Origin of the sequence: Promicromonospora sp. NFX87 (assembly GCF_048564965.1) — a bacterium.
Lineage (GTDB): Bacteria > Actinomycetota > Actinomycetes > Actinomycetales > Cellulomonadaceae > Promicromonospora.
Map to the genome: position 1 here is coordinate 1,728,351 of NZ_CP183413.1, position 22,332 is coordinate 1,750,682.

Annotated in this window: 18 protein-coding genes; 12 read left to right on the plus strand and 6 right to left on the minus strand. The window is 73.4% G+C overall.

The genetic code is table 11. The features are described from left to right. Positions 1-10: 10 nt before the first annotated feature. Positions 11-235, minus strand: a complete 225-nt coding sequence (locus ACNYC2_RS07775) for a tautomerase family protein (protein WP_419706471.1) — start codon at positions 233-235, stop codon at positions 11-13. Between the two features lie 189 nt (positions 236-424). Here ACNYC2_RS07775 and ACNYC2_RS07780 point away from each other — a divergent pair, with 189 nt between their 5' ends. Next, the gene (locus ACNYC2_RS07780) at positions 425-1,156 is read left to right on the plus strand and encodes a YcnI family protein (RefSeq protein WP_419706472.1); all 732 of its coding nucleotides are present in this window, start codon (positions 425-427) and stop codon (positions 1,154-1,156) included. Next, the gene (locus ACNYC2_RS07785; RefSeq protein WP_419706473.1) at positions 1,153-2,799 is read left to right on the plus strand and encodes a copper resistance protein CopC; all 1,647 of its coding nucleotides are present in this window, start codon (positions 1,153-1,155) and stop codon (positions 2,797-2,799) included. Before ACNYC2_RS07780 ends, ACNYC2_RS07785 begins: the two co-directional genes overlap by 4 nt. A 3-nt stretch (positions 2,800-2,802) precedes the next feature. On the opposite strand, the gene ACNYC2_RS07790 is transcribed toward ACNYC2_RS07785, so the two are convergent. After that, positions 2,803-3,843, minus strand: a complete 1,041-nt coding sequence (locus ACNYC2_RS07790) for a saccharopine dehydrogenase family protein (RefSeq protein WP_419706474.1) — start codon at positions 3,841-3,843, stop codon at positions 2,803-2,805. 71 nt (positions 3,844-3,914) lie between these two features. Here ACNYC2_RS07790 and ACNYC2_RS07795 point away from each other — a divergent pair, with 71 nt between their 5' ends. From ACNYC2_RS07795 to ACNYC2_RS07805, 3 genes are all read left to right on the plus strand, one after another. Then, positions 3,915-4,874, plus strand: coding sequence for a helix-turn-helix domain-containing protein (locus ACNYC2_RS07795; protein ID WP_419706475.1), 960 nt, complete (start codon positions 3,915-3,917; stop codon positions 4,872-4,874). Positions 4,875-4,931: 57 nt separating this feature from the next. Further along, the gene (locus ACNYC2_RS07800; RefSeq protein WP_419706476.1) at positions 4,932-5,762 is read left to right on the plus strand and encodes a MerR family transcriptional regulator; all 831 of its coding nucleotides are present in this window, start codon (positions 4,932-4,934) and stop codon (positions 5,760-5,762) included. 67 nt (positions 5,763-5,829) lie between these two features. Continuing rightward, on the plus strand, positions 5,830-6,687 hold the full coding sequence (locus ACNYC2_RS07805) for an alpha/beta fold hydrolase (RefSeq protein WP_419706477.1): 858 nt from the start codon (positions 5,830-5,832) through the stop codon (positions 6,685-6,687). 24 nt (positions 6,688-6,711) lie between these two features. Here ACNYC2_RS07805 and ACNYC2_RS07810 read toward each other — a convergent pair whose 3' ends face one another. Further along, positions 6,712-7,437 (minus strand): SDR family NAD(P)-dependent oxidoreductase, encoded by a 726-nt coding sequence (locus ACNYC2_RS07810; RefSeq protein ID WP_419706478.1) that lies wholly within the window; start codon positions 7,435-7,437, stop codon positions 6,712-6,714. A gap of 111 nt (positions 7,438-7,548) precedes the next feature. Between ACNYC2_RS07810 and ACNYC2_RS07815 the strand changes: the two genes are divergently transcribed. The 6 genes from ACNYC2_RS07815 to ACNYC2_RS07840 all read left to right on the plus strand — a co-directional run bounded on the left by ACNYC2_RS07815 (position 7,549) and on the right by ACNYC2_RS07840 (position 18,140). Beyond that, complete coding sequence (locus ACNYC2_RS07815) at positions 7,549-8,427, plus strand: SDR family NAD(P)-dependent oxidoreductase (protein WP_419706479.1); 879 nt, start codon at positions 7,549-7,551, stop codon at positions 8,425-8,427. A 24-nt stretch (positions 8,428-8,451) separates the two neighbouring features. Next, positions 8,452-9,033 (plus strand): MerR family transcriptional regulator, encoded by a 582-nt coding sequence (locus ACNYC2_RS07820; RefSeq protein ID WP_419706480.1) that lies wholly within the window; start codon positions 8,452-8,454, stop codon positions 9,031-9,033. Between the two features lie 82 nt (positions 9,034-9,115). Beyond that, on the plus strand, positions 9,116-12,520 hold the full coding sequence (gene recC / locus ACNYC2_RS07825; RefSeq protein WP_419706481.1) for an exodeoxyribonuclease V subunit gamma: 3,405 nt from the start codon (positions 9,116-9,118) through the stop codon (positions 12,518-12,520). Continuing rightward, positions 12,520-15,873 carry a UvrD-helicase domain-containing protein gene (locus tag ACNYC2_RS07830; protein ID WP_419706482.1) on the plus strand — a complete coding sequence of 1,118 codons (3,354 nt, stop codon included), beginning with the start codon at positions 12,520-12,522 and terminating at the stop codon, positions 15,871-15,873. The genes recC and ACNYC2_RS07830 overlap by 1 nt, the downstream gene beginning before the upstream one ends. Beyond that, positions 15,870-17,723 (plus strand): exodeoxyribonuclease V subunit alpha, encoded by a 1,854-nt coding sequence (gene recD / locus ACNYC2_RS07835; protein ID WP_419706483.1) that lies wholly within the window; start codon positions 15,870-15,872, stop codon positions 17,721-17,723. Before ACNYC2_RS07830 ends, recD begins: the two co-directional genes overlap by 4 nt. 168 nt (positions 17,724-17,891) lie before the next feature. Next, a complete protein-coding gene (locus tag ACNYC2_RS07840; protein ID WP_419706484.1) occupies positions 17,892-18,140 on the plus strand; it encodes a hypothetical protein in 249 nt (82 codons plus the stop codon). 119 nt (positions 18,141-18,259) lie between these two features. On the opposite strand, the gene ACNYC2_RS07845 is transcribed toward ACNYC2_RS07840, so the two are convergent. Beyond that, a complete protein-coding gene (locus ACNYC2_RS07845) occupies positions 18,260-19,972 on the minus strand; it encodes a cellulase family glycosylhydrolase (RefSeq protein ID WP_419706485.1) in 1,713 nt (570 codons plus the stop codon). A gap of 335 nt (positions 19,973-20,307) precedes the next feature. Between ACNYC2_RS07845 and ACNYC2_RS07850 the strand changes: the two genes are divergently transcribed. Beyond that, on the plus strand, positions 20,308-20,943 hold the full coding sequence (locus ACNYC2_RS07850; RefSeq protein ID WP_419706486.1) for an SIMPL domain-containing protein: 636 nt from the start codon (positions 20,308-20,310) through the stop codon (positions 20,941-20,943). Positions 20,944-20,982: 39 nt separating this feature from the next. Here ACNYC2_RS07850 and ACNYC2_RS07855 read toward each other — a convergent pair whose 3' ends face one another. Together ACNYC2_RS07855 and ACNYC2_RS07860 are read right to left on the minus strand one after the other, a co-directional pair. Then, complete coding sequence (locus tag ACNYC2_RS07855) at positions 20,983-21,447, minus strand: hypothetical protein (protein WP_419706487.1); 465 nt, start codon at positions 21,445-21,447, stop codon at positions 20,983-20,985. 77 nt (positions 21,448-21,524) lie between these two features. Beyond that, positions 21,525-22,181: a helix-turn-helix transcriptional regulator gene (locus ACNYC2_RS07860; RefSeq protein ID WP_419706488.1), complete on the minus strand. Its 657-nt coding sequence runs from the start codon at positions 22,179-22,181 to the stop codon at positions 21,525-21,527. Between the last annotated feature and the right edge of the window lie 151 nt (positions 22,182-22,332).

Genomic DNA, 22,332 nt, shown 5'->3' on the forward strand with positions numbered 1-22,332 from the left:
TGCTCGTACGTCAGTCGTCGGCGAGGGCGGCGACCACGCCCGCGCGGCTCTCGTCCTCGCTGGCGAGCACGCCGCCGTTGGCGACGATGTCGGGGGTGATCTCGCTGAAGACCATGCGGACGTCCTGGCGGCGGGCGCCCAGGATCTCGACGGCACTCTCGGCGACGGCCTTCGCGAACTCGCGACGCTGCTCGAGGGTGCGGCCGGCCAGCAGCTCGACGGTGATGTTGGGCATTTCTTCCCTCCGGTGGCGGCCGCTCCGCACACTGCAGCGTGTTCACGGAGGCGACCTTGGTTCGGTGACATGAACCACCGTACGTGTGCCGGAACGCATCGTCTACGTTTTCGCCCATCGAGTTCACACTCTTGACAGCGGTTCGACCCGCTGGTTTGGTGTGCGGACCATCTCCACCCAGGAGTTCCCATGAATCCCAGGACCGCCCTCCGTCGCGCGACCCTGACCGGACTCGCCACCGCGGGCATCGTTGCCCTCGGGACGACGTCGGCGCTGGCGCACGTGACCATCACCCCGTCCACCACGGCGGCGGGCGCGACGGCCGAGCTCCGGGTCGAGATCCCGCACGGCTGCGTCGGGTCGGCGACTACCGCGATCTCCATCCGGATGCCCGAGGGGGTCTCGGACGTGAGCGCCTCCGATACCGACCGCTGGGCGGTCGAGCAGGCAGCGGACGCCCTGACCTGGACGACCGACGAGCCGCTCCCGGACGCCGAGCACGCGGAGGTCGAGTTCTCCGTACGCCTGCCCGACGACGACGGCGCGACGCTCATCTTCCCCGTCATCCAGCAGTGCGAGCAGGGCGAGGCGGCCTGGACCGAGGTCGCCGAGCACGGGGAGGGCCATGACGGGCTGGAGAGGCCGGCGCCCGTCCTCGTCGTGACGCCTGGGGAGCCGGGGACCGAGACCGCCGATGCCGATGCCGATGCCGAGGCAAGCGCGAGTGCCGGCGCCGGTACCGAGGTACCGATGGAGACGGCGGACGCCACCTCGCCCGAGTCGCCCGCCGCGACCGAGGTGGCCGGCGCCGCCGCGGACGCCGGGGAGCGGAGCCCTCTGATGGCCTACGGTGCGGCCGGTGTCCTGGCAGTGGGCGTCCTGGCGGCTGCGGTCCTGCTGCGCCGTCGGCGACGCCCATGACGTCCCGGAGCGTCGGGCAGCGCACCGGCGGCTGGCTGCTCCTGCTCGCCGTCGTCTGCGGGCTGCTGCTCGGCCCGGCGGTCAGTGCCTCCGCCCACGCGACCCTCGTGCGCACCGACCCCGCGCACGGCGCGGTGCTCGAGACCGCCCCCGAGCGGATCACGTTCGGCTTCAACGAGTCAGTGCTCGGCGTCCCGACGGGGATCAAGGTGTTCGACGCGACGGGGGAGGAGGTAGCCTCCACTGCCTCGGTCCGCGGGTCGGAGCTCTTCGTGGACCTCGACGAGGAGGTCGGCGACGGCACGCTGGTCGTCGTCTGGCGCCTCGTGTCGGAGGACGGGCACCCGATCGGCGGCTCCCTGAGCTTCTCCGTCGGCGCCCCCAGCGACGTGGTGGACGTACCGTCGGCGGACGCGGACGCGGCCACCGACGCACCCTTCGCGCTCGGACTGGTCCGCGGCCTGGGCTACGTGGGCCTTCTCGTCGCAGCCGGCGTGGCGGCCTTCACGGTCCTGTTCCTTCCGCGCGACGGCGGCGCCGACCGCTCGCGCGCCCGGCTCCGTCGGGTCGCCCGGGCGGCGGCCGGCGTCGCGGCGCTCGGCTGGGGGCTGGCCGTGCCGCTGGTCGCGCTGTACCAGCTCGGCGTGCCCGCCTCCGCGATCACCGACAGCTCGACCTGGTCGGCGCTCGCGCCCGCCGAGTACGCCGTCCCCGCGGTTGTGATCACGGGACTCGCGCTGGCCACCGGGGCGCACCCGGCGTCCGCCGCCCCCGGCCGGACCAGGGCGGGCCTCGTGCTGGCCGGCAGCGTCCTCGCGGTCACCGCGCCCGCGTTCACCGGCCACACGCGAGCCGCCGCGCCCGAGGCCCTCGTGATCGGCGTGGACGTGCTGCACCTGGCCGCGGGAACCCTGTGGCTCGGCGGCCTCGTGGCGGTCGCCCTCGTGCTCGGGGACCTCGCGCGCGGCGACTCCGGCGCCGTCGTGCTCGGCAGGTTCTCGACCTGGGCCGCCGGCCTGCTCGCGGTGCTCGTGGTCGCCGGGACGGTCCTGGCCTGGCGGATCGCCGGGTCCTGGGACGCGCTCCTCGACTCCGGCTACGGAGCCCTGCTCCTCGTGAAGGTCCTCGCCGCGCTGGTCGCCATTGCCATCGCCGCGTGGAACAGGTTCGCTTTGCTGCCGCGTGCCCGGGCACGTTCCACCCCGCTGGTCCGGACGGCGCTCGCGGAGGCGGCGGTGCTGGTCGTGGTACTGCTGGTCACCGGCTTCCTGGTGGACCGCAGCCCCGAGACCGACACGGCCGCCACCTCCGTCGAGGAGCCGGCGGCGACCGCCGGGGAGGACGTGGTGCTGGGCCAGATCTCGGCGCGGATCTCTCTGGATCCGCCGGCCGTCGGGCCGGCGACCCTCACCATCACGATGACCGACGCCCTCGGGGAGCCCGCCGAGGGCTACGAGGCGCCGCGGCTCAGCCTGAAGTCGGGCGACGTGGACCTCGGAGAGGTGGCGGTCACCTCGCTGGGTCCGGGCGTCTACGCCGGCGAGGTGGTCCTACCGACCGGGGGCGAGTGGGAGGTGCAGGTGTCCCTGCGCACCACCGAGTTCGACAACCCGGTCCGGACGGTGACGTTCCAGGTGCCCTGACCATTACGCGGCGTCGAGCGGCTGTCTCACCGTGAGGTGCGGGGCCAGCGCGCGCAGGAAGTCGACGGCGTCGAAGGCCGCGCCGGCCGAGACGACGCCGGTGGCCCGGGCACGCCCGGTGAGGACGCGGTCGACGGCTTCCACCGCGAGCGGCGCGCTGATGGCGTAGATGTCCTGGCCGGACGCCGTCAGCCGGCGTTCCGCTCCGCCCGCGCGGACGACGACGTCGACGACGAAGGTCTGTGCGGACCGGCCCCGATCGTCCACGGCCGCCGGGGCGGTCGCGTCCGGCGCGGCGAGGTCCGCGGCGGCGACCGCGGTCATGTACGTCGTCACCTCGGGGACCGCCAGGTGGCTCGGGACGGTGACGACGTCGGCCATGGTGAACTCGCCGATGACCTGCTGGGGCCCCAGCGGTTCCGGGAACGGCCACTCGAGGGTCGGGCGTGCGTCGTCGTGGTACTGCAACCGCCCCTGGGCGAAGCGGACCCCGCGGCCGCCGCGCCGGCCGTCCGAGACCGTGCCCGCGGCGAGCGTGCCCGCCGTCGGGTGCCAGCTGCTGAGGCCGTAGGCGACGTGCACCTCGTCGGCTGCCGTCCAGTCGCCCGCCGCCGCCGTCACGAGCAGGTCGCCCAGCCCGCCGAAGAAGGCCATCGCCGGGACCACGACGGTGCCGGCCTCGCGGGCGCCCTCCGCGAAGTGCTCGAACGTGTCGACGTTGGCCTCGATCTCGGCCGCGACGTCCACGTAGGGGATCCCCGCTCGGAGCGCCGCCTCGACGACCGGGGCGGTCGTCGCCGCGAACGGCCCCGCGCAGTTGATCACGGCGGCCGCGCCGGCGAGGGCACGGTCGAGTGAGGTGGGGTCGTCGGCGGAGGCTTGGCGGCTCTCGAGACCCGGCAGCACCGAGGAAAGCGCCGACAGCTTGGCGGGGTCCCGACCGATCAGGACCGGGGCGTAACCCCGCTCCAGCAGCTCGGCGACCACAAAGCGTCCGGTGTGCCCGTAGGCCCCGAAGACGGCCACGTTCAGGTTCGTCGTCATGTGGACGATCCTGTCGCGGGCGCGGTCAGCTGCCCAGTGTCTGGAACGACATGATGCGTACACTTTCGGACATGACGCCCGCACCGCGCTCCGTCGCGATCGCCGCCACCGACGGGATGCTCCACTTCGAGCTGGCCATCGCCTTCGAGGTCTTCGGTTCCGCGCCGGACGCCGTCCCCGGGCCCTGGTACGACGTCGCCGTGTGCGGGACCCATACCGTGCGGGCCGGGCACTTCATGATCGAGCCGGACCACGGGCTCGACCGGCTCGCGCGGGCGGAGACGGTGATCGTGCCCGCGGTGGTCGACGTCGACCAGGCGCCGCCGGACGATCTCGTCGAGGCCGTGCGGGCGGCCCACCGGGCCGGCGCACGGGTCGCGTCCCTGTGCACGGGCGCCTTCGTCCTGGCCGCCGCGGGACTGCTGGACGGGCGGCGCGCGACCACCCACTGGGCCCACGCGCAGGACCTCGCCACCCGCTATCCCCGGGTGACGGTCGATCCCAGCGTGCTCTACGTCGACGAGGGCACCGTCCTGACGTCGGCCGGCAAGGCCGCGGCGATGGACCTGTCGCTGCACATGGTCCGCCGCGACCACGGGTCGGCGATCGCCAACGTGGTCGCCCGTCGCCTGGTGGTACCCCCGCATCGCCCGGGCGGCCAGGCGCAGTACGTCGCCACGCCGGTGCCCGCGCGGGACGGGCACGCTCTGGCGGACCTGCTGCCCTGGATCGTGCAGCGGCTCGACCAGCCGCTCACGGTCGAGGACCTCGCCCGCCAGGCGAACATGAGCTCGCGCCACCTGGCCCGCAACTTCCACGCGGTCACCGGCACGACGCCGCTGCAGTGGCTGCTCACGCAGCGGATCGGACGCGCCCGGGAGCTCCTGGAGGCCACGGACGACGGGATCGACACGGTCGCGTCCGCGGCCGGCATGGGGACGGCGGCCACGCTGCGCCGCCACTTCCAGCGAGCGGTGGGCGTCGCGCCCGACGCCTACCGGCGCACCTTCCGCACGGCACGCTCGGCCTAGCACCGGCAGCGGGGTCCCGCTTGACCTTATGGCTGCTGCAACCTAGATCCTGGAGTCATGCTCACCATCAGCGACTTCAGCGAGATGTGCTACCTGTCGCCCCAGACCCTGCGCTACTACCATTCCGAGGGCCTGCTGGTCCCGGCCGACGTCGACCCGCAGACCGGCTACCGCTCGTACACGTTCGACCAGGTCGAGCAGGCGATGCTGATCACGGCCCTGCGCGGCACGGGGATGAGCGTCAAGCTCGTGCGGCGCGCGCTCGACGAGCCCGGCGAGGCGCCCACGCTGCTGCAGGAGCACGCCGACGAGGTGGCGGCCCAGCGGCAGCTCCAGGACGAGGCGATCAGCGACGCGCGCATGCTCGTCGGCTCACGGCCGGAGGCGCGCCTGCGGCACGTCCCGGAGGCCACGGTGGTGTCGCGGCTGGTGACCGTCGAGTCCGTGCCCGACCGGTACGACTGGACGGCAGCCGAGGCCACGCTCGGCGCCGCAGTCGACGACCTGGTCGCGACCGTCCAGGCGTGTGGCGCCGTCGTCTCCGGAACGCCCTGGCGTGGCTGGACGCGCGGGACCGAGGAGCAGCGGCAGGGTGCCGACGGGCCGCCCTGGCTGGTGACCGTGCCCGTCGAGGCGGACGCCAAGGCGCTGGCAGCCCTGCCCGACGACGTGGTGGTGCAGACCTTCGAAGCCCGCGAGGAGCTGTCGATCTTCCTTCCGGGCAAGAGCTCGATGGCCAAGTTCGCCACCGCGATGTCCCGCCTGACGACGTATCCCCTCGACGCCGCGTACGTCGACTTCTCCCGGATGCGCCAGGTGCTGCACGACGACGGCGTGGAGACGGCGATGGCCGTACGGGAGGTCGAGGACGCCGACCTGGTCGGCTGATTCTTCGTTGTACGAGCCAGCGGCCTGTGCGAGGGTGAAATTGATGCCCACGTGAAAGGAACAGCACATGGACCGGCTCGGTGACGACTCCTGGGAGCTACCCCAAGTATTCGAGTACGAGGGCCAGCCCGTTCGCTGGCACGCGATCGGCGACGGCGAACCGCTGGTGCTGCTGCACGGCACCCCGTTCTCCTCGGTCGTGTGGCGGCGCATCGCCCCGCTCCTCGCGCGGCGGCGCCGGGTGTACTACTACGACCTCCTCGGTTACGGGCGCTCGCACAAGGAGGACGGCCAGGACGTCTCGCTCGGTGTGCAGAACCGGCTCTTCGACCAGCTGCTCACGCACTGGGAGCTGGAGCGCCCCGACGTCGTCGCGCACGACTTCGGCGGGGCGACCGCGCTGCGCACCCATCTGCTGGACGGGCGCGACTATCGGACCCTCACCCTGATCGATCCCGTGGCGCTCAGCCCCCACGGGTCGCCGTTCGTGCAGACCGCCCGCCGGCACGAGCAGGCGTTCGTCGAGCTCCCGGCGTACATCCACGACGCGCTCCTGCGCGCGTACGTCGCCGGCGCGGTGCACCGCACGCTGTCGGACGAGGAGATGCTCCGCTACACCGAACCGTGGACGGGGGAGGTCGGCCAGGCGGCGTTCTACCGCCAGATCGCCCAGATGGGGGACCGGTACACCGACGAGATCCAGGACCGCTACGACGAGATGCGCTGCCCCGTCACGATCCTGTGGGGCGAGCAGGACGCGTGGGTGCCGCTGGACCGAGGGCAAGAACTGGCGCGGCGCATCCCGGGCGCCGATCTCCACACCGTGGCGTACGCCGGGCACCTCGTCCCGGAGGACGCGCCCGAGGCGGTCGTCGCGACGGTGCTCGAAGCGATCGGTGAGCGCTCCGCCACAACCGTGGGGTAGACGGCGCCGGCGAGCTGGGACGCCTCAGAGCGCGGTGCCGGTCTCCTGCGCGAGCACCTCCAGGAGCCGGTCCTGGAAGGCCGTGTCGTGAACAGCGGCGTGCGGCTCCTGGCGCTCCTGGTGGTACCAGTACCCGCCGGTGGTCAGCGCTTCCGGGTCGTCGCTGGTGACCAGCCACTCCTGGGTGCGGTGGCCCAGCTCGAGATCGTCCGGCGCACCCGGCCCACCCATCCGCGTCGGTACCCAGCCCGGGTCGACGGCGTTGCTCGGCACGCCGGGGCGCAGGCGCGCCACGGCGGCGGCCAGGGCGGTGACGAAGAGCTTGCTGTCGCCGTACGAGCCCGGAGTACGGCCCGACCAGTCGACGCCGTCCAGCACGGGGCGGCCGCTGAAGTGCGAGCCGCTGCTGAGATACACCAGGCGGCGAGGCCCGGGCAGCAGGGCCGTGAGGAGGTACGGCGCGACGACGTTGACCGGCATGACGGCCCGCCCGCTCCACACCCCGGCGTTGTGGACGACGGCGTCCAGCGGGGCCGCGTCGGACAGCTCGGACGCGACGGCACGCACGGCGTCCCGGTCGGCGAAGTCGCCCACCACGACGTGCGCACCCCGGTCGACGAGGTCGCTCAGGTCCGCGGCGCGGCCCCGGTTCCGGGCGTGCACCACCACCTCGTGCCCTTGCGAGAGGAGGGTGTCGGCCGCCGCGCGGCCCAGTCCGTCGGCGGAGCCGGTGACCAGGATCCGGCTCATGGCTGCACCTCTGGCTGTACCTCGTACGCGCACTGGTTCATGGTTCCCACGCTACGACGTCGGCGGAGGGTGCTTGCCTTCGAGCGCGCTCGAAGGCCTAGCGTCCCCGGCATGACGAACAGCGAGAAGGCCGGCGAAAAGACATGGCTCATCACCGGCGCCAGCTCGGGCCTCGGCCTGGCCCTTGCCGAGGCCGCGCTGCGCGCCGGCGAGCGGGTGGTCGGGACCGCCCGGCGCGCCGGCCGGTTCGACGCGCTCCAGGCCCGGTACGGCGACCGGCTGCTCGCCGTGGAGCACGACGTGCGCGACACGGCCGCCGCGGCCGCCGTCGTGCAGCGGGCGCTCGACGAGTTCGGGCGGGTCGACGTGCTCGTCAACAACGCCGGCGCCGGCCAGGTCGGAGCGGCCGAGGAGATCACCGACGACCGGCTGCGGGACATGCTCGACCAGCACCTGTTCGGCCCGGCCGCCTACGTGCGCGCCGTCCTGCCGCACCTGCGGGAGCGTGGTTCGGGCGCGATCGTGCAGATGAGCAGCCAGGGCGGGCGCCTGTCGTTCCCGGCGGTCGGCAGCTACTCGGCCGGGAAGTTCGCGCTGGAGGGCTGGTCCGAGGCGCTCGCGGGCGAGGTCGCCCCGTTCGGGATCAGGGTGCTGATCGTGGAGCCCAGCCGGTTCCGCACGGCCTTCAACGCGCCGGAGGTGCTCGCGACGGCGGCCCAGGACCCGTCCTACGAGGCCGTGACCGGGGCGGTGCGCGCAAACATGGCCGACGCCGACGGCATCCAGGAGGGCGACCCGGAGCGCGGCGCCGCCGTCATCCGCGACGTGCTCGGCGCCTTCGACGCGCCGCTGCGGCTGCCGCTCGGCGCCGAGGCGGTCCGCAACCTCAGGCGCGTCTACACGCAGGCGCTCGACGACGTCGAGAAGTGGGCGAGCGCCAGCGAGTCGGCGGACTTCCCGGGCGTGCCCGCGGCCGTGCGCGCGTTCTGACGGGGCCGATCTAGGGTGGCTGGCATGGCCATGGACGAGCTGATGTCGCGGGCCCTGGCGGCGCTGGGGGAGGACGGCGCGCCGTCGGTCGAGGTGATCCACGCTCTGACCGACCTGGACGCGACGACCGAGCCGATGACCATCGCCGAGGCCGCCGCCCACCTCGACGTCTCGCCGCACACGCTGCGCTACTACGAGCGGGCCGGGCTGGTCGAGGTCGGCCGCGACTCCGCTGGCCACCGCGTGTACGACGCCGCCGCGATCCGGCGCCTGGTGTTCCTCACGCGGATGCGGCTCTCGGGTATGCCGATGCGGGACCTGCAGCACTACATCGAGCTGGTCGACGCAGGGGAGCAGACCGAGCCCGAGCGCCTCGACATCCTGCTGGAGCACCGGGACACCGTCCGGCGGCGGATCCGGGAGCTGACGCTGTCGCTGGCCGCCACGGAGTACAAGATCGCGACGTACGGCGGGTCGACTGGGCCTGACGTAGACATCGTCGCTGAACCGACGAGCATCGTCGACCACCTCGCCACGCCGGAGAGCGACGACATCGACTTCGGGCCCGGGCGTCTGGGTCTGACCGCCCGCACCCCCGAGCTCTGATGTACGTCCTGGACACCAACGTCGTCTCCGCCACACCTTCGGTGGCCGACCCGCCGGCGCTCGTGCGCGATACGTTGGCGCCATGGCAGTCGTCCTTCATCGTGCTCCGCGCACGGACCTGCTCGCGCGGGGCCTGGGGGACCTGCTCGCCACGCCCCTGGATGACCCGTTCGCGACCGAGGTCGTCGTGGTGCCCGCCCGCGGCGTCGAACGCTGGCTCGCGCAGCGGCTCAGCCACCACCTCGGTTCCGGTCCCGGGCAGGAGGACGGCGTCTGCGCCGGCGTCGACCTGCGCTCGCCGCACTCGCTGTTCGCCGAGGTCACGGGCACGCGCGACGACGACCCGTGGGCGCCGGACGCGCTGACCTGGCCGCTGCTGGCGGCGATCGACGCGAGCCTCGACGAGCCGTGGGCCGCGCTGCTCGCCCAGCATCTCGGGCACGGGATACCGGGCGAGGAGGGGGACCTGCGGCGCGGCCGTCGGCTCTCCGTCGCCCGCCGGTTGGCGCGGCTGATGGCGGGGTACGCCGCCCAGCGTCCGGTGCTGGTCGCGGACTGGGCCGCGGGCCGCGACACCGACGGGTGCGGACGCGCGGTCCCCGCCGACCTCGCGTGGCAGCCGCCGCTGTGGCGGGCCCTGGCCGAGCGGGTGGACGCCGAGCCGCCGCACGTGCGGCATGCCGCCGTCGTCGACCGGCTGAGTGCCGAGCCTGGCGTTTTTGACCTGCCCGGGCGCCTGTCCCTGTTCGGCCACACCCGTCTGGCCGCGAGCGAGGTGGAGCTGGTCGGCGCGCTCGGCGCGCACCGCGACGTGCACCTGTGGCTGCCGCATCCCTCGGCGCCGCTGTGGTCCGCGCTCAAGGACCTCGGCGGGCCCGTCGACCGGGCCGCGGACCGTTCGCACGAGCGCGTCGGGCATCGGCTGCTGGCCACGCTCGGCCGGGACACGCGCGAGCTGCAGCGCACCCTGTCGGCGATCGAGCTGCGGGACGAGCCCGTCGCGGGCGGAGCAGGCGGTGACGACGAAGCAGAACCGCCGTCGACCCTCCTCGGGATGCTGCAGCACGACCTGCGCGCCGACGCGGTCGGCGACGTCGGCGCGCGCCTCCTCGACCCGGCCGACCGCTCGGTCCAGGTGCACGCCTGCCACGGCCCGGCCCGGCAGGTCGAGGTGCTGCGCGACGTGCTGCTCGGCCTGCTCGCCGACGACCCGACGCTGGAACCGCGCGACGTGCTCGTCATGTGCCCCGACATCGAGACCTACGCGCCCCTGGTCACCGCCGCCTTCGGCCTGGCCGACGTCGTAGGCCCCCAGGGCCACCCCGCGCACGGCCTGCGGGTGCGGCTCGCCGACCGGGCGCTGGACCGGACCAACCCGCTGCTCGCCGTGGTGATGCGCCTGCTCGACCTCGCCGGCGGCCGGGCGGGGGTGGGCGACGTCGTGGACCTCGCCCACGCCGAACCCGTGCGCCGGCGCTTCGGGTTCCGCGACGACGACCTGGAGCAGCTCGCGCAGTGGGCCCGCGAGACCGGCGTGCGCTGGGGGTTCGACGCCGCGCACCGCGCCGACTTCGGCCTGGCCGACTACGGCTCCGGCACCTGGCAGGAGGGCGTGGACCGGCTGCTCGCCGGTGTCACGATGTCCGACGACACGGGCACCTGGTTGGAGCGCACCCTGCCGCTGGACGACGTCGGCAGCGGGCAGGTCGAGCTCGTCGGCCGCCTGACCGAGCTGGTGGAGCGGCTGCGGAACGTCACCGACGCGCTCGTGGGCGGGCATCCGCTCGAGCATTGGCTGACCGCGCTCGAGGACGGTGTCGCGGCGCTCACCATCGTGCCGACGTCGGACGCGTGGCAGCTCGCGCAGGTGCGGCGCGAGCTCGCCCGCGTGCGGGACGACGCGACGGACCTCGCGGTGTCCCTGCGGCTGCCGGACGTGCGCGCGCTGCTCGCCGACCGCGTGGCCGGCCGCCCGACCCGGTCGAACTTCCGCACCGGAACCCTGACCGTCGCCACGCTCGTGCCGATGCGGTCGGTGCCGCACCGCGTCATCGCCCTGCTGGGCCTCGACGACGGCGTCTTCCCGCGCGTCGGCATCACCGACGGCGACGACGTGCTGGCCCGCGAGCCGAGGACCGGCGAGCGGGACCCGCGCAGCGAGGACCGGCAGCTGTTCCTCGACGCGATCCTCGCCGCCACCGAGACCCTGGTGGTGACCTACAGCGGCGCCGACGAGTACTCGGGCCAGGAGCGCCCGCCCGCGGTGCCGCTGGGCGAGCTGCTCGACGCCCTCGACGAGACGGCGCGGACGCCCGACGGGCGCCCGGTGTCCCGGGCGGTGACCGTCCGGCACCCGCTGCAGCCCTTCGACCGGCGCAACGTCGAACCCGGGGCGCTCGTGCCCGGATCGGCCTTCACGTTCGACCGCGCGGCCCTGGCCGGGGCCCGCGCCGCGACCGGCGCCCGGACCCCGGTGGGTCCGTTCCTGGCCGCGCCGCTGGCCCCGGTCGCGACGGCCGGAGCGGGCGCGGATGACGGCGTCGTCCCACTCGACAAGCTGCTCGAGTTCTACCGCTCGCCCGCGCGCGGGTTCCTCGTCCAACGCCTCGACGTCGGCCGGTCCTGGGACGAGGAACCGCTCGACGACGGGCTGCCCGTCGAGCTCGACGGACGGGGCCGCTGGGCCGCGGGGGAGCGAGTGCTGCGGGACGTGCTGGACGGCGCCGCGGTCCCGGACGCCGTCCAGAAGGAGTGGCGCCGCGGGCAGCTCCCGCCCGGCCGCCTCGGCTGGCGCCCCCTGGTCGGCATCGCCGCGGAGGTGGGCCCGCTCGCCGACGCCGCCCAGGGCGTGCGGGCGAGCCCCGCGCGGGTCGTGGACATCGACGTCGACCTGGGCGGCGGACGCAGCTTGCGCGGCTCGGTGCCCGGCGTGCACGGCGACCGCCTCGTCGCGGTGTCGTACGCCCGGCTCGGCGGCCGGCAGCGCCTGGGGACGTGGATCCGGCTGCTGGCGCTCGCGGCGTCCGACGACGACCGGCCCTGGGTCGGTTTCACGTTCGGCCGGCCGACCAACCCGCGGTCCCGCAAGACCTGGCAGGGGTCCAAGCAGGGCCCGCTGGACCATACCGCCGTCGACCTGCTGCGCGACCTCGTCGCGCTGCGCGACCGCGGGCTCACCGAGCCGCTGCCGCTGCCGGTCAAGGCGTCGGCGGTCTACGCCGACGAGCGCCGGAGCCGCGCCGACCCCGCCGACGCGCAGTTCCGGGCCGGGCAGGTCTGGACCGGGCAGCTGGGGCCGGGCGGCCGCCTCGACGGCGAGTGCGCGGAACCCGAGCACCTGCGGGTCCACGGCCCCAGGGCGCCGCTGCCCGGTACGGGCGAGGAACCGCGGCCCGGCGAGGAACACCCGGGGGAGGCCACCCGCTTCGGCGCGCTGGCGATGCGCGTCTGGAGCCCGCTGCTGGAGAACGAGAGGTTCAGCGACTGATGGACGTCTTCGACCTCACCGGGCCGCTGCCGCGGGGCACAGCCCTGCTGGAGGCCAGCGCAGGCACCGGCAAGACCTTCGCGATCGGCGCGCTCGTGACCCGGTACGTCGCCGAGGGCGTCGTGCCGCTCGACCAGATGCTGGTCGTGACCTTCGGCCGCGCCGCGACGCAGGAGCTGCGCGACCGGGTGCGCGGCGCGCTCCTGCGGGCCGAGCGTGCGTTCGCGGCAGCCCTCGCGGGCGGCGACACCGGACCGGTCGACGAGGTCCTGGCAGCGCTGCTCGACGTCGACGACGCCGAGCGGGCCGCCCGGCACCGGCGTCTGGCCGACGCGCTGGCCTCGTTCGACCACGCCACCATCGCGACGATCCACCAGTTCTGCCAGCTCGTGCTGCGCTCGCTCGGCGTCGCCGGGGACACCGAGCCCGGCGCCGAGCTGGTCGAGTCCCTGACCGAGCTCACCGTCGAGGTCGTCGACGACCTCTACCTCCGGCGCTACGGCAGCGCCCCGGAGCCGCCGCCCTTCGACCGGGCCTGCGCCCTCAAGGTCGCCACCGCCGCCGTGGAGGACCCGCGCGCCGCGCTCGCCGACGCCGACCCGGCCGACGCCGTCGGCTCTGCCCGCGTGTCCTTCGCCCGCGAGGTGCGCGCCGAGATGGAGCGGCGCAAGCGCCGCCTCGGCATCCTGTCGTACGACGACCTGCTCGGGCGGCTCGCCGACGCCCTGGACCCGGCGACCGCCGACGGCGGTGCCGCGGTCGGCGCACGGATGCGCGAACGCTGGAAGGTCGTGCTGGTCGACGAGTTCCAGGACACGGACCCCGTGCAGTGGCAGGTGCTGGACCGCGCCTTCGGCGGTGCGCACCACGAGGCGCAGGCGCAGGCGACGGTCCTGGTCGGCGACCCCAAGCAGGCCATCTACGCCTTCCGCGGCGGCGACGTCGTCGCGTACCTCGACGCCGCCCGGGGCGCCGCCACCCGGGCGACGCTCGGCAGCAACTGGCGATCCGACGCGCCGCTGGTCGAGACCCTGGGGGTGCTGCTGGGTAACGCGGCGCTCGGACACGCGGAGATCGTGGTGCACCCCGTGACGGCCGAGGGCGGGGACAGCCGGCTGGCCGGAGCGCCGCACCCGGCGCCGTTCCGGCTGCGGCAGGTGCTGCGCGAGGGGCTGCCCAGGGTCCGCAGCGGTGCGATCCAGGTCGGCGCCGCGCGGCAGCACGTCGCGGCGGACCTCGCCGCCGACGTCGCGGGGCTGCTCGCCTCGGGCGCGACGTGGGACGGACGCCCGCTGGTGCCGGGCGACGTCGCCGTCCTCGTCTCGGCGCGGGTGCACGGCCGGCTCGTCCAGGACGCGCTCGCGCAGCGCGGCGTCGCGGCCGTGATGCCCGGCGGCGACGTGTTCGAGACGGCCGCCGCCGACGAGTGGCTGACCCTGCTGGAGGCGCTGGAGTCCCCGCACCGCTCGGGCCTGGTGCGCGCGGCGGCCCTCACGTCGTTCCTCGGCCGCACCGCCGCCGACCTCGACGAGGGCGGCGAGGCCCTGACCGCGCGCGACGCCGACACCCTGCGCGGCTGGGCGATCCTGCTCCGCCACCGGGGAGTCGCCGCCCTCCTGGAGGCCGCCGAGGAGCGCGGGCTCAGCGGCCGGGTGCTGGCTCAGGCCGAGGGCGAGCGGCTGCTGACCGACGTCCGACACCTGGGGCAGCTCCTGCACGAGGTGAGCGTCACCGAGTCGCTGGGCCTGACGGCCCTGCTGGCCTGGTTCCGCGACGAGCGGCGCCGGACGGGCACGGCCGAGCGGCCGCGCCGCCTGGACTCCGACGCCGCGGCCGTGCAGATCGTCACGGTGCACGGCAGCAAGGGGCTGCAGTACCCCGTGGTGTACCTGCCGTTCGGCTACGACAACTACACGCGCCCGGTCGACATCGCGCTCTACCACGACGACCGCGGCGCCCGGACGATCGACGTCTCCGGCTCCGGAGCGCACTGGGACGCCCACTGCGCCGCGCACCGCGCGGAGGAGGACGGCGAGGAGCTCCGCAAGCTCTACGTGGCCCTGACCCGCGCGCAGTCGCAGGTCGTGGCGTGGTGGGCGCCGACGTCTAGCACCCCGACCAGCGGGCTGCACCGCCTCCTGTTCGGCCGCACCCCCGGCACGCGCGAGGTCCCGGGCACACAGCCGATCAAGGACGACGACTACGCCACCCGCGTCCTCGGGCTGCTGGAGGAGCTGGGCGGCCCGGCGGCCGAGGTCGCGGAACCCGCCGAGGCGTCCGCCCCCGCACCTGCGGACGGGCACACGCCGTTCGAGGCGCGTGCCTTCGACCGCGCCGTCGACACCGAGTGGCGGCGCACCTCCTACAGCGGCCTCATCGCGGCCGCCGACGACGGACCCCACGTGGGCAGCGAGCCCGAGGCCGCGGGCAAGGACGACGAGCCGGCCGCGCTGGAGCCCGGCGTCCCCGACGTCGAGGAGCCGGCGACGCCCGACGGCGGGACGTCGCCCATGGCGGACCTGCCCATGGGCGCGGCCTTCGGGTCGCTGGTGCACGCCGTGCTGGAGGACGCCGACCCGTTCGCGCCCGACCTGCGCGCCGAGCTGCTGGAGCACGTCAGCGAGCAGCTGCGCTGGTGGCCCGTGCAGGCCGATCCCGAGGCGATCGCCGACGGTCTCCTGCCGCTGCACCGCACGCCGCTCGGCCCGCTGGCCGGCGGCCTGACACTGGGCGAGATCGGCCTGCCGGACCGGCTCCGCGAGCTGACGTTCGAGCTGCCGCTGAACGGCGGCGACCTCGGCGCCGTCCGAGGTGGCCGAGGCCGCGCCGAGGCCCGGCTGGGCGACCTCGCCCCGCTGCTGCGCACCCACCTGCCCGCCGACGACCCGCTCGCCGCCTACGCCGACCGGCTCGACCACCCCGCCCTCGGGGACCAGACGCTGCGCGGCTACCTCACCGGCTCGATCGACGTCGTCCTGCGGCTGCCGTCCGGGCGGTTCGTCGTCGTCGACTACAAGACGAACTTCCTCGGGCCCGCCGTCGCCGACTACTCGCGCGACCGCATGGCCGAGGCCATGCTGCACTCGCACTACCCGCTGCAGGCCCTGCTGTACGGCGCGGTGCTGCACCGCTACCTGCGCTGGCGACTGCCCGGCTACGACCCCGACACCCACCTGGGCGGGGCGCTCTACCTCTTCGTGCGCGGGATGGCGGGGCCGGACACCCCCGACTCGGGCGGCGCCTCTGGCGCGAGCGGCAGTCCCGCGGGCGTGTTCTCCTGGCAGCCGCCGACGGCGCTCCTGGTCGCGCTCTCCGACCTGCTCGCCGGAGCCGCAGGGGAGCAGGCCGCATGACGCCCGCGATCGAGCGCTGGACCAGCGACGACCCCCACGACGCCCGCCTGGCACTCGGCGCGACCGGGCTGCTGCGCACCTTCAATCACGCCGGCGTCCTCACCGCCGCCGACGTGCACGTCGCACGCCGCACCGCCGACGTCGTCGGTGAGGACGACGAGACCGTGCGCCTCGCCGTGGCGCTCGCGGTGCGGGCGGTGCGGCAGGGGTCGGTGTGCGTGGACCTGGGTGGCTTCGGCGACGGCGGGTCGGACGGCGGAGGAGCGGGCGCGGCCGGGACCCCGGACGAGGCGCCGCCCCTGCCCTGGCCCTCCGCCGACGGCTGGCTCGACCGGGTTGCGGCCAGCCCGCTCGCCGAGCGGTCGGTCGTGCGGGCCGACCTCGGCCTGCTCTACCTCGACCGGTACTGGCGCGAGGAGCGGCAGGTGCGCGACGACGTCGTCGGCCGGCTGGCAGCACCCGCCCCGCCCGTCGACGACGCCCTGCTCGAGGACAGCGCCGCGCGGCTCTTCCCCGGCGACGCGTACGCCGAGCAGCGCGTGGCGGCGCTGTCGACCGCGCGACGCCTCACCACCGTGCTCACCGGCGGCCCCGGCCGCGGCAAGACGACGACAGTGGCCGGCCTCCTCGCCCTGCTGGCGGAGCAGGCCGAGCACGCCGGCGGACGCCGCCTGCGCATCGCCCTCGCCGCCCCCACCGGCAAGGCGGCCGCCCGGATGCAGGAGGCGGTGGCCGACTCGCTCGGCGCGCCCCAAGAGCCCGGGCGACCGGAGTTCACCGACGACGACCGCCGTCGACTCGCCGGCCTCCAGGCCGGCACACTGCACCGGCTGCTCGGCTGGCGACCCGGGTCGAGCACCCGGTTCCGGCACGACCGCTCCAACCGCCTGCCGCACGACGTCGTCGTGGTCGACGAGACGTCCATGGTCTCGCTCACGCTCATGGCCCGGCTGCTGGAGGCGGTGCGCCCCGACGCGCGGCTCGTGCTCGTGGGCGACCCCGACCAGCTCGCCTCCGTCGAGGCCGGCGCGGTCCTCGCCGACCTCGTCGCCGGGCTCGGGGCACGCACCGACGGCGTCGTATCGGCGCTGGTCACCGACCACCGCTCGGAGAGCACAGCGATCACCCGGTTGGCCGCCGCGATCCAGGACGGCGACCCGGACGCGGTGCTCGCCGAGCTGACGGCGGACGACGGCGCCGTGAAGCTCGTCCACCCCGACGACGCGGCCGGGCTCGCCGCCCTCCAGGACGAGCTGGCGCGGCACGCCCTCGACGTCCGCGGCCTGGCGCTGGCGGGCGACGCCGCCGGGGCGCTCGCAACGGCCGAGCGGCACCGCTTGCTGTGTGCCCACCGGGAAGGTCCCTGGGGCGTGGCGCACTGGAACCGGCTGGTCGAGCGCCGGCTCGGCGAGGCCTCCGGCGCCTACCTCGGCGTCGCCGTCGGCACGGAGTGGTACGCGGGGAGGCCCGTGCTGATCACCGCCAACGACTACAGCCTCGGCCTGTTCAACGGCGACACGGGGGTGGTGGTGGCAGACGGCGAGCACCTGCGCGCCCACATCAGCGGGGGTGCGTCGTTCGCGGTCTCCCGCCTGGGCGGCGTCGAGACACTGCACGCCATGACGGTGCACAAGAGCCAGGGGAGCCAGGCCGAGGAGGTGACGGTGCTGCTGCCGGACGAGACGTCCCCGCTGCTCACGCGCGAGCTGTTCTACACGGCGGTGACGCGTGCGCGGCGACGGGTGCGGGTGGTCGGGACGCCGGAGGCGGTGCGGGCGGCCGTCCTGCGGCGGGCGCGGCGGGCGAGCGGGCTGGCGGAGCGGCTGCGGGATGACGTCCTGACGAAGTAGGCCCGGACGGAGCAGGCCCAGACGACGTAGGCCCAGACGACGTAGGCCCAGACGAGGTAGGCCCAGACGACGTAGGCCCAGACGACGTAGGCCCACGGGGGGACGAACTGTGGAATATCAGTCTCCGGGGGGAGGACGCGCGTACCACGACCTGCCTACGTTGGGTTCATGGCAAACACCGGACCGGATGACCAGAGCGGCAACAAGACCGCCCCGCCCGCCGGCCGGAACTGGGGGGCCGGCGTCGCGCTCGGCCTGAGCATCGGTCTGGCGCTCGGTCTGGCGCTGGACAACCTCGCGGTCGGCCTCGCGCTCGGTGTGGCGTTCTTCCCGGTGTTCGCGATGGTGCGGGCCACCCCGGCGGCCGAGGACGACGCCCCCGGCGACGGCGAACGTCCGCCCGGCAGAGATGCCTGACTGGCCGGGCTGCTGGAACGTGTGAGCGCCTCGTCCAGACCCTTGCGGCGCGGGTCGCTCGGTGCTTCCCCACGCCCCGGGGGCGGCACGAACGTGCCGCCCCCGAAGGTGTTTGGAGGTCAGGCGGTGCCGGTGACGGCGCTGCCGTCACGGGTGACCGTGTACTCCAGGGCCTGACCGCTCCGGAAGTGGAACGTCAGGGACACGGGCTCGCCGTCCTTGAGGCTGTCCAGGTATCGCTTGGTCAGCGTGATGGTCCCGGCCTCGTAGTCGGGCCGGAAGTCGTCCCAGTACTCCGGGAACGTGGTCCAGCTGTGGTGCCCGGCCGCGGTGCCGTCGTCGTACACCGACTCCATCGTGGCGAGCTGGTTGCCGTTGAACGTCGTGGGGATCGCCAGCGACTCGTTGGTGCCGGTGGCGTCCTCGACGGCCGGGTCCTCGGAGGTGACCACGTGGAGCTTCCACGGCATGCCGCCGGAGAAGATGACCTGCAGCTCCGCGCTCGACCCGATCTCCCGGTCGCCGAGGACGCTCTTGAGCAGCTTTGCCTTGAGCGTGAGCTTGTTGCCGTACCGGGTGTAGTCGCTCCCGGACCGCAGCGTGGTGTTCCCGAACTTGAGCTTCTTGAACTTGAGGCCGTTGAGGTTCAGGGTCACCGACCGGTCCTTGATCTTGCTGGACGAGTCGACGAACACGAGGTCGGACGAGGCGGTGCCTGAGCGTCCGGTCCAGCCCCTGGTGATGTAGCCGAACTGCTCCTCGTCGCGCCACTCGCGCATGAAGCGGTCGAAGTGCGTGCCGTTGTCCCACCACATGGTCGTGATGCCCGAGGTGCGGGCCAGGTGGCCGAAGTGCTCGAAGAACTTCAGGTACTCGCCGCGCTCGACCTTGTTGTCGTAGTTGTCGAGCAGGCCGTACTCGCCGATGATCACCGGGATGCCCTGCGAGACGAAGGTGTCGACCTGGCTCTGGAAGCTCTCCTCCAGCAGGCCCTGCACCTCCTCGTTGTAGGTGGTGTACCCGGCGACGTTGACGCTGAACGGCCAGAACCCGTAGTTGTGGGTGGTGGCGGCCAGCATCGGGTCGTCGAGCGCCTCGATCTCGGTGACGAGGGCGTCCATGTGGACCTGGTCGGCTCCGGTGTTGATCGTCGGCAGGACCAGCAGACGATCGGCGTTGACGCCTCCCGACGAGCGCACGATCTCGTGGAACGAGCTGTTCAGCTCGGCGATGTGGCGGTGGCTCTCCTCGTTGCCCGAGGTGCCGGTGAAGCTCACCTCGTTGACCGACTCGAACAGCAGCTCGCGCGGGTAGTCCTTGAAGGTGTCCGCGATCTGGGTCCAGGTGGCGTCGTACTGGGCCAGCACCTCGTCGTGCTTGGTGGGCATGTGCGTGAGCCACTGCCATGAGTCGTGGTGCGTGTTGATCATGACGTAGAGGTCCTCCGCCAGGGCGAGGTCCACGACCTCCTGCACACGCGCCATGGTCTTGGGCTCGACCGTGTAGTCGGGCGCGGGACCGGTGTGGTTGCCCCAGCTCACGGGGATGCGGACCGAGTTGAAGCCTTCGGCCTTGATGTCCCTGAAGAAGGTGTCGTCGACGCGCGGGTTGCCCCAGGCGGTCTCGTCGGCGCCCTCGCTGCAGCACTGTGCGTCGAGGGAGTTGCCGAGGTTCCAGCCCGGCTGCATGGCGGCGACGATCTCCGCGGCCGACGCCGGTGCGTCGGACTGGCTCCGCTCGGCCGTCTGCGCGCCGGCGGGGGCGGCGGCGCTGGCCGACAGTGCCAGCCCGGCCGCCAGGGCGACGAGCTTCTTCCACGGGGGTCTCTTCACGGGTATGCCCTTCTTCGCGCATGGGTCGCTCGATGAGGGCGGTTGGCTCTCCGTCGAGCGGTCTGAGTGATCGGCGGCGATCGCTCGCCGAGTGGTTCCGGCCCAGCATCTGCTTCGACGGGACCATTCCCTCGAAGCGCTTCAACAACGTAGGGCGTCGATCGGAGCCTGCGCAAGCCTCAGTTTCAAGGTAAATCCATGCAAGGCGGGTGATGTGACGGTCGAAACCGATATCAGTTCGTCGAAGCGCTTCGGGGCGCCTGAGTACCATCCACCGTCCAGCGTGCTCCGGCAGTGGTGACAAGCCGAGGTATGACGTGCGGTTGGATGTGCGGATGCATCAGAAGATCGATCAGCCCTGGGGCCTGAGCGCCCACGGGACAGGTGTGGTCCGTGCCGAGCCCGAGATCGCGCGGATCGCCGTCGCGGTCGACGTGGTCGAGGCGGAGGCCGAGGCGGCGTTCGCCGGCGCGAGCACGGCCGTCACCCGCGTCCGTGAGGTGATCCGGGCGCACGGCATCCCGGACAGCGCCGTCTCCTCATCGCGGCTCTCCATCAAGTCGGCGTACGACGGATACGGCGATTCCCGGAAGCTCCTCGGGTTCCGGTGCCGGGTCGAGTACGCGATCCAGACTCAGGAGATCGAGGCCGTCCAGCGGCTCGTCACCGCGATCGTGGCGGCCGGCGCCGAGCACGTCGACAGCGTCACCTTCGACGTGCTCGACAAGCTGACGATGCGTGACCAGGCCCGCCGTGAGGCGGTCGCGGCGGCCCGGCGCAAGGCCGAGGTGTACGCCGACGCCGCCGGGGTGAAGCTCGGCGGCGCGATCCACATCCAGGACCTGAACCCCGACGTGAGCGAGATACCCCGTGGCCCCGGTGGTGGCGGCGGGAACTCGACCGACGACCTCGCGCCGGGTGCGGTCGAGGTCACCGCCGCCGTCCTCGTCGGGTACGCCCTCGAGTCCTGAGCGTCCAAGCAGAAGGGGGTAGAGATCGTCCCCGGGCGATCAGAGACTCGCCGCGGCGATGCCCGCGATCACCAGCCAGACGACGTACGCGGCGGCGGCCACGGCGATCATGACTCCGCTCTTCGCGCCCGTCGACAGGCTGCTTCCGGCGACCTTGAAGTTCACGATGATCGCCAGCACCGCGACCAGCCCGCCCAGAAGCCCACCGAACGCGACGAGGATGATCGGCAGCATGCCGATGATGCGCACGACAAGGGGAGGCGGTTCGACCGCCAGATGCGTCTCGCCGTTCACCTCGACGGGCGGCACCGAAGCGAACAGGGCGGTGCGCCCGAGCGTCGCCACCACGGGATTGCCGTCTGTGCCCTGCAGCGTGAAGGCCCGCTTGCCGGCGCTCGGCGCCTTGCTGCCGTCGACGGTCAGGTAGCTGCGCCCCCACCAGATGTCGGGAACGAGCTCGACCCGGCCGGTAGCGCCGGGAATGTTGAGGATGTGGGAAGCCATGGGCGGAAACTAGCAGGCGAATCCGGGGTCCTTTCGCCATGGCTCCGACCGGCGTCGATCCGATGACCTTTCGATCTTCAGTCGGTCTCCGACGTCTGCGGGCTCCTGTTGTACCGCTTCAGCGTCGCGTCGTCCGTCGCAGCGTCCATCAGATCGAGCGCCCAGGGCCCGGAGTTGACTCGGAATTCCTTGTCGAATCCGACCCACTTGCCAGCCATGCTGCGTCCGGTGAGATCCACGATGACCTGTAATGCGCCGTGGTAAACGGCGCCTTGGTAATAGCCCCTGACGGCCGTGTGCTCCGTCCAGGTGCCAGTTCCGATCGGCCCGCGCATCGTCAAGGACAGAGATACGGGAGAGTCGTTGGACCCGGGACGGCTCTGAGCGGTCAGTCGATCGCCGTCTTGACGGATCACCACGTAGTGGTGGCGTGAGATGGGACCGCGCCCCGTGCTCTCGTAGGTGTAGCGGCTGTGCCAGACGCCGCCCAGGGCCATTCCGTAGGCCACGGGTGCGTCCGGCGATGCCAGTTCCTCCTGAGTTACGCCTAGTGCCTTGGCGATGAAGGGGAGCCACTCCCGCGGCGTCCGCTTCGCTTTCTCCCATCGATAAATTTCCTGGCGCCCGAGAGTGCCGGTTGCCACCCCTGCGGCCAGGCACGCCTCTGCGGCCAACCTGTCCTGGCTCCAGCTAAGTTCCAGCCTGCGCCGGCGAATCTGGTCCCCGATCCCCATGCTTCCAAGTCTGGCCTACATATGGCCTACAGGCGGGGCGACAGGAGGTATCTAGTTCCCATTGCAACTGGAGGAGACGGTAGGTCGCATGACATCAGAGGCCATGAGATGGGTTGGCGCACGCGACGCAGCCGAGGTGCCCAACCTGGAG

Coding starts and splice junctions, on each gene's coding strand:
- ACNYC2_RS07775 (WP_419706471.1), bottom strand. CDS start 235: ATGCCCAACATCACCGTCGAGCTGCTGGCCGGCCGCACCCTCGAGCAG.
- ACNYC2_RS07780 (WP_419706472.1), top strand. CDS start 425: ATGAATCCCAGGACCGCCCTCCGTCGCGCGACCCTGACCGGACTCGCC.
- ACNYC2_RS07785 (WP_419706473.1), top strand. CDS start 1,153: ATGACGTCCCGGAGCGTCGGGCAGCGCACCGGCGGCTGGCTGCTCCTG.
- ACNYC2_RS07790 (WP_419706474.1), bottom strand. CDS start 3,843: ATGACGACGAACCTGAACGTGGCCGTCTTCGGGGCCTACGGGCACACC.
- ACNYC2_RS07795 (WP_419706475.1), top strand. CDS start 3,915: ATGACGCCCGCACCGCGCTCCGTCGCGATCGCCGCCACCGACGGGATG.
- ACNYC2_RS07800 (WP_419706476.1), top strand. CDS start 4,932: ATGCTCACCATCAGCGACTTCAGCGAGATGTGCTACCTGTCGCCCCAG.
- ACNYC2_RS07805 (WP_419706477.1), top strand. CDS start 5,830: ATGGACCGGCTCGGTGACGACTCCTGGGAGCTACCCCAAGTATTCGAG.
- ACNYC2_RS07810 (WP_419706478.1), bottom strand. CDS start 7,437: ATGAGCCGGATCCTGGTCACCGGCTCCGCCGACGGACTGGGCCGCGCG.
- ACNYC2_RS07815 (WP_419706479.1), top strand. CDS start 7,549: ATGACGAACAGCGAGAAGGCCGGCGAAAAGACATGGCTCATCACCGGC.
- ACNYC2_RS07820 (WP_419706480.1), top strand. CDS start 8,452: ATGGCCATGGACGAGCTGATGTCGCGGGCCCTGGCGGCGCTGGGGGAG.
- recC (WP_419706481.1), top strand. CDS start 9,116: ATGGCAGTCGTCCTTCATCGTGCTCCGCGCACGGACCTGCTCGCGCGG.
- ACNYC2_RS07830 (WP_419706482.1), top strand. CDS start 12,520: ATGGACGTCTTCGACCTCACCGGGCCGCTGCCGCGGGGCACAGCCCTG.
- recD (WP_419706483.1), top strand. CDS start 15,870: ATGACGCCCGCGATCGAGCGCTGGACCAGCGACGACCCCCACGACGCC.
- ACNYC2_RS07840 (WP_419706484.1), top strand. CDS start 17,892: ATGGCAAACACCGGACCGGATGACCAGAGCGGCAACAAGACCGCCCCG.
- ACNYC2_RS07850 (WP_419706486.1), top strand. CDS start 20,308: ATGCATCAGAAGATCGATCAGCCCTGGGGCCTGAGCGCCCACGGGACA.
- ACNYC2_RS07855 (WP_419706487.1), bottom strand. CDS start 21,447: ATGGCTTCCCACATCCTCAACATTCCCGGCGCTACCGGCCGGGTCGAG.
- ACNYC2_RS07860 (WP_419706488.1), bottom strand. CDS start 22,181: ATGGGGATCGGGGACCAGATTCGCCGGCGCAGGCTGGAACTTAGCTGG.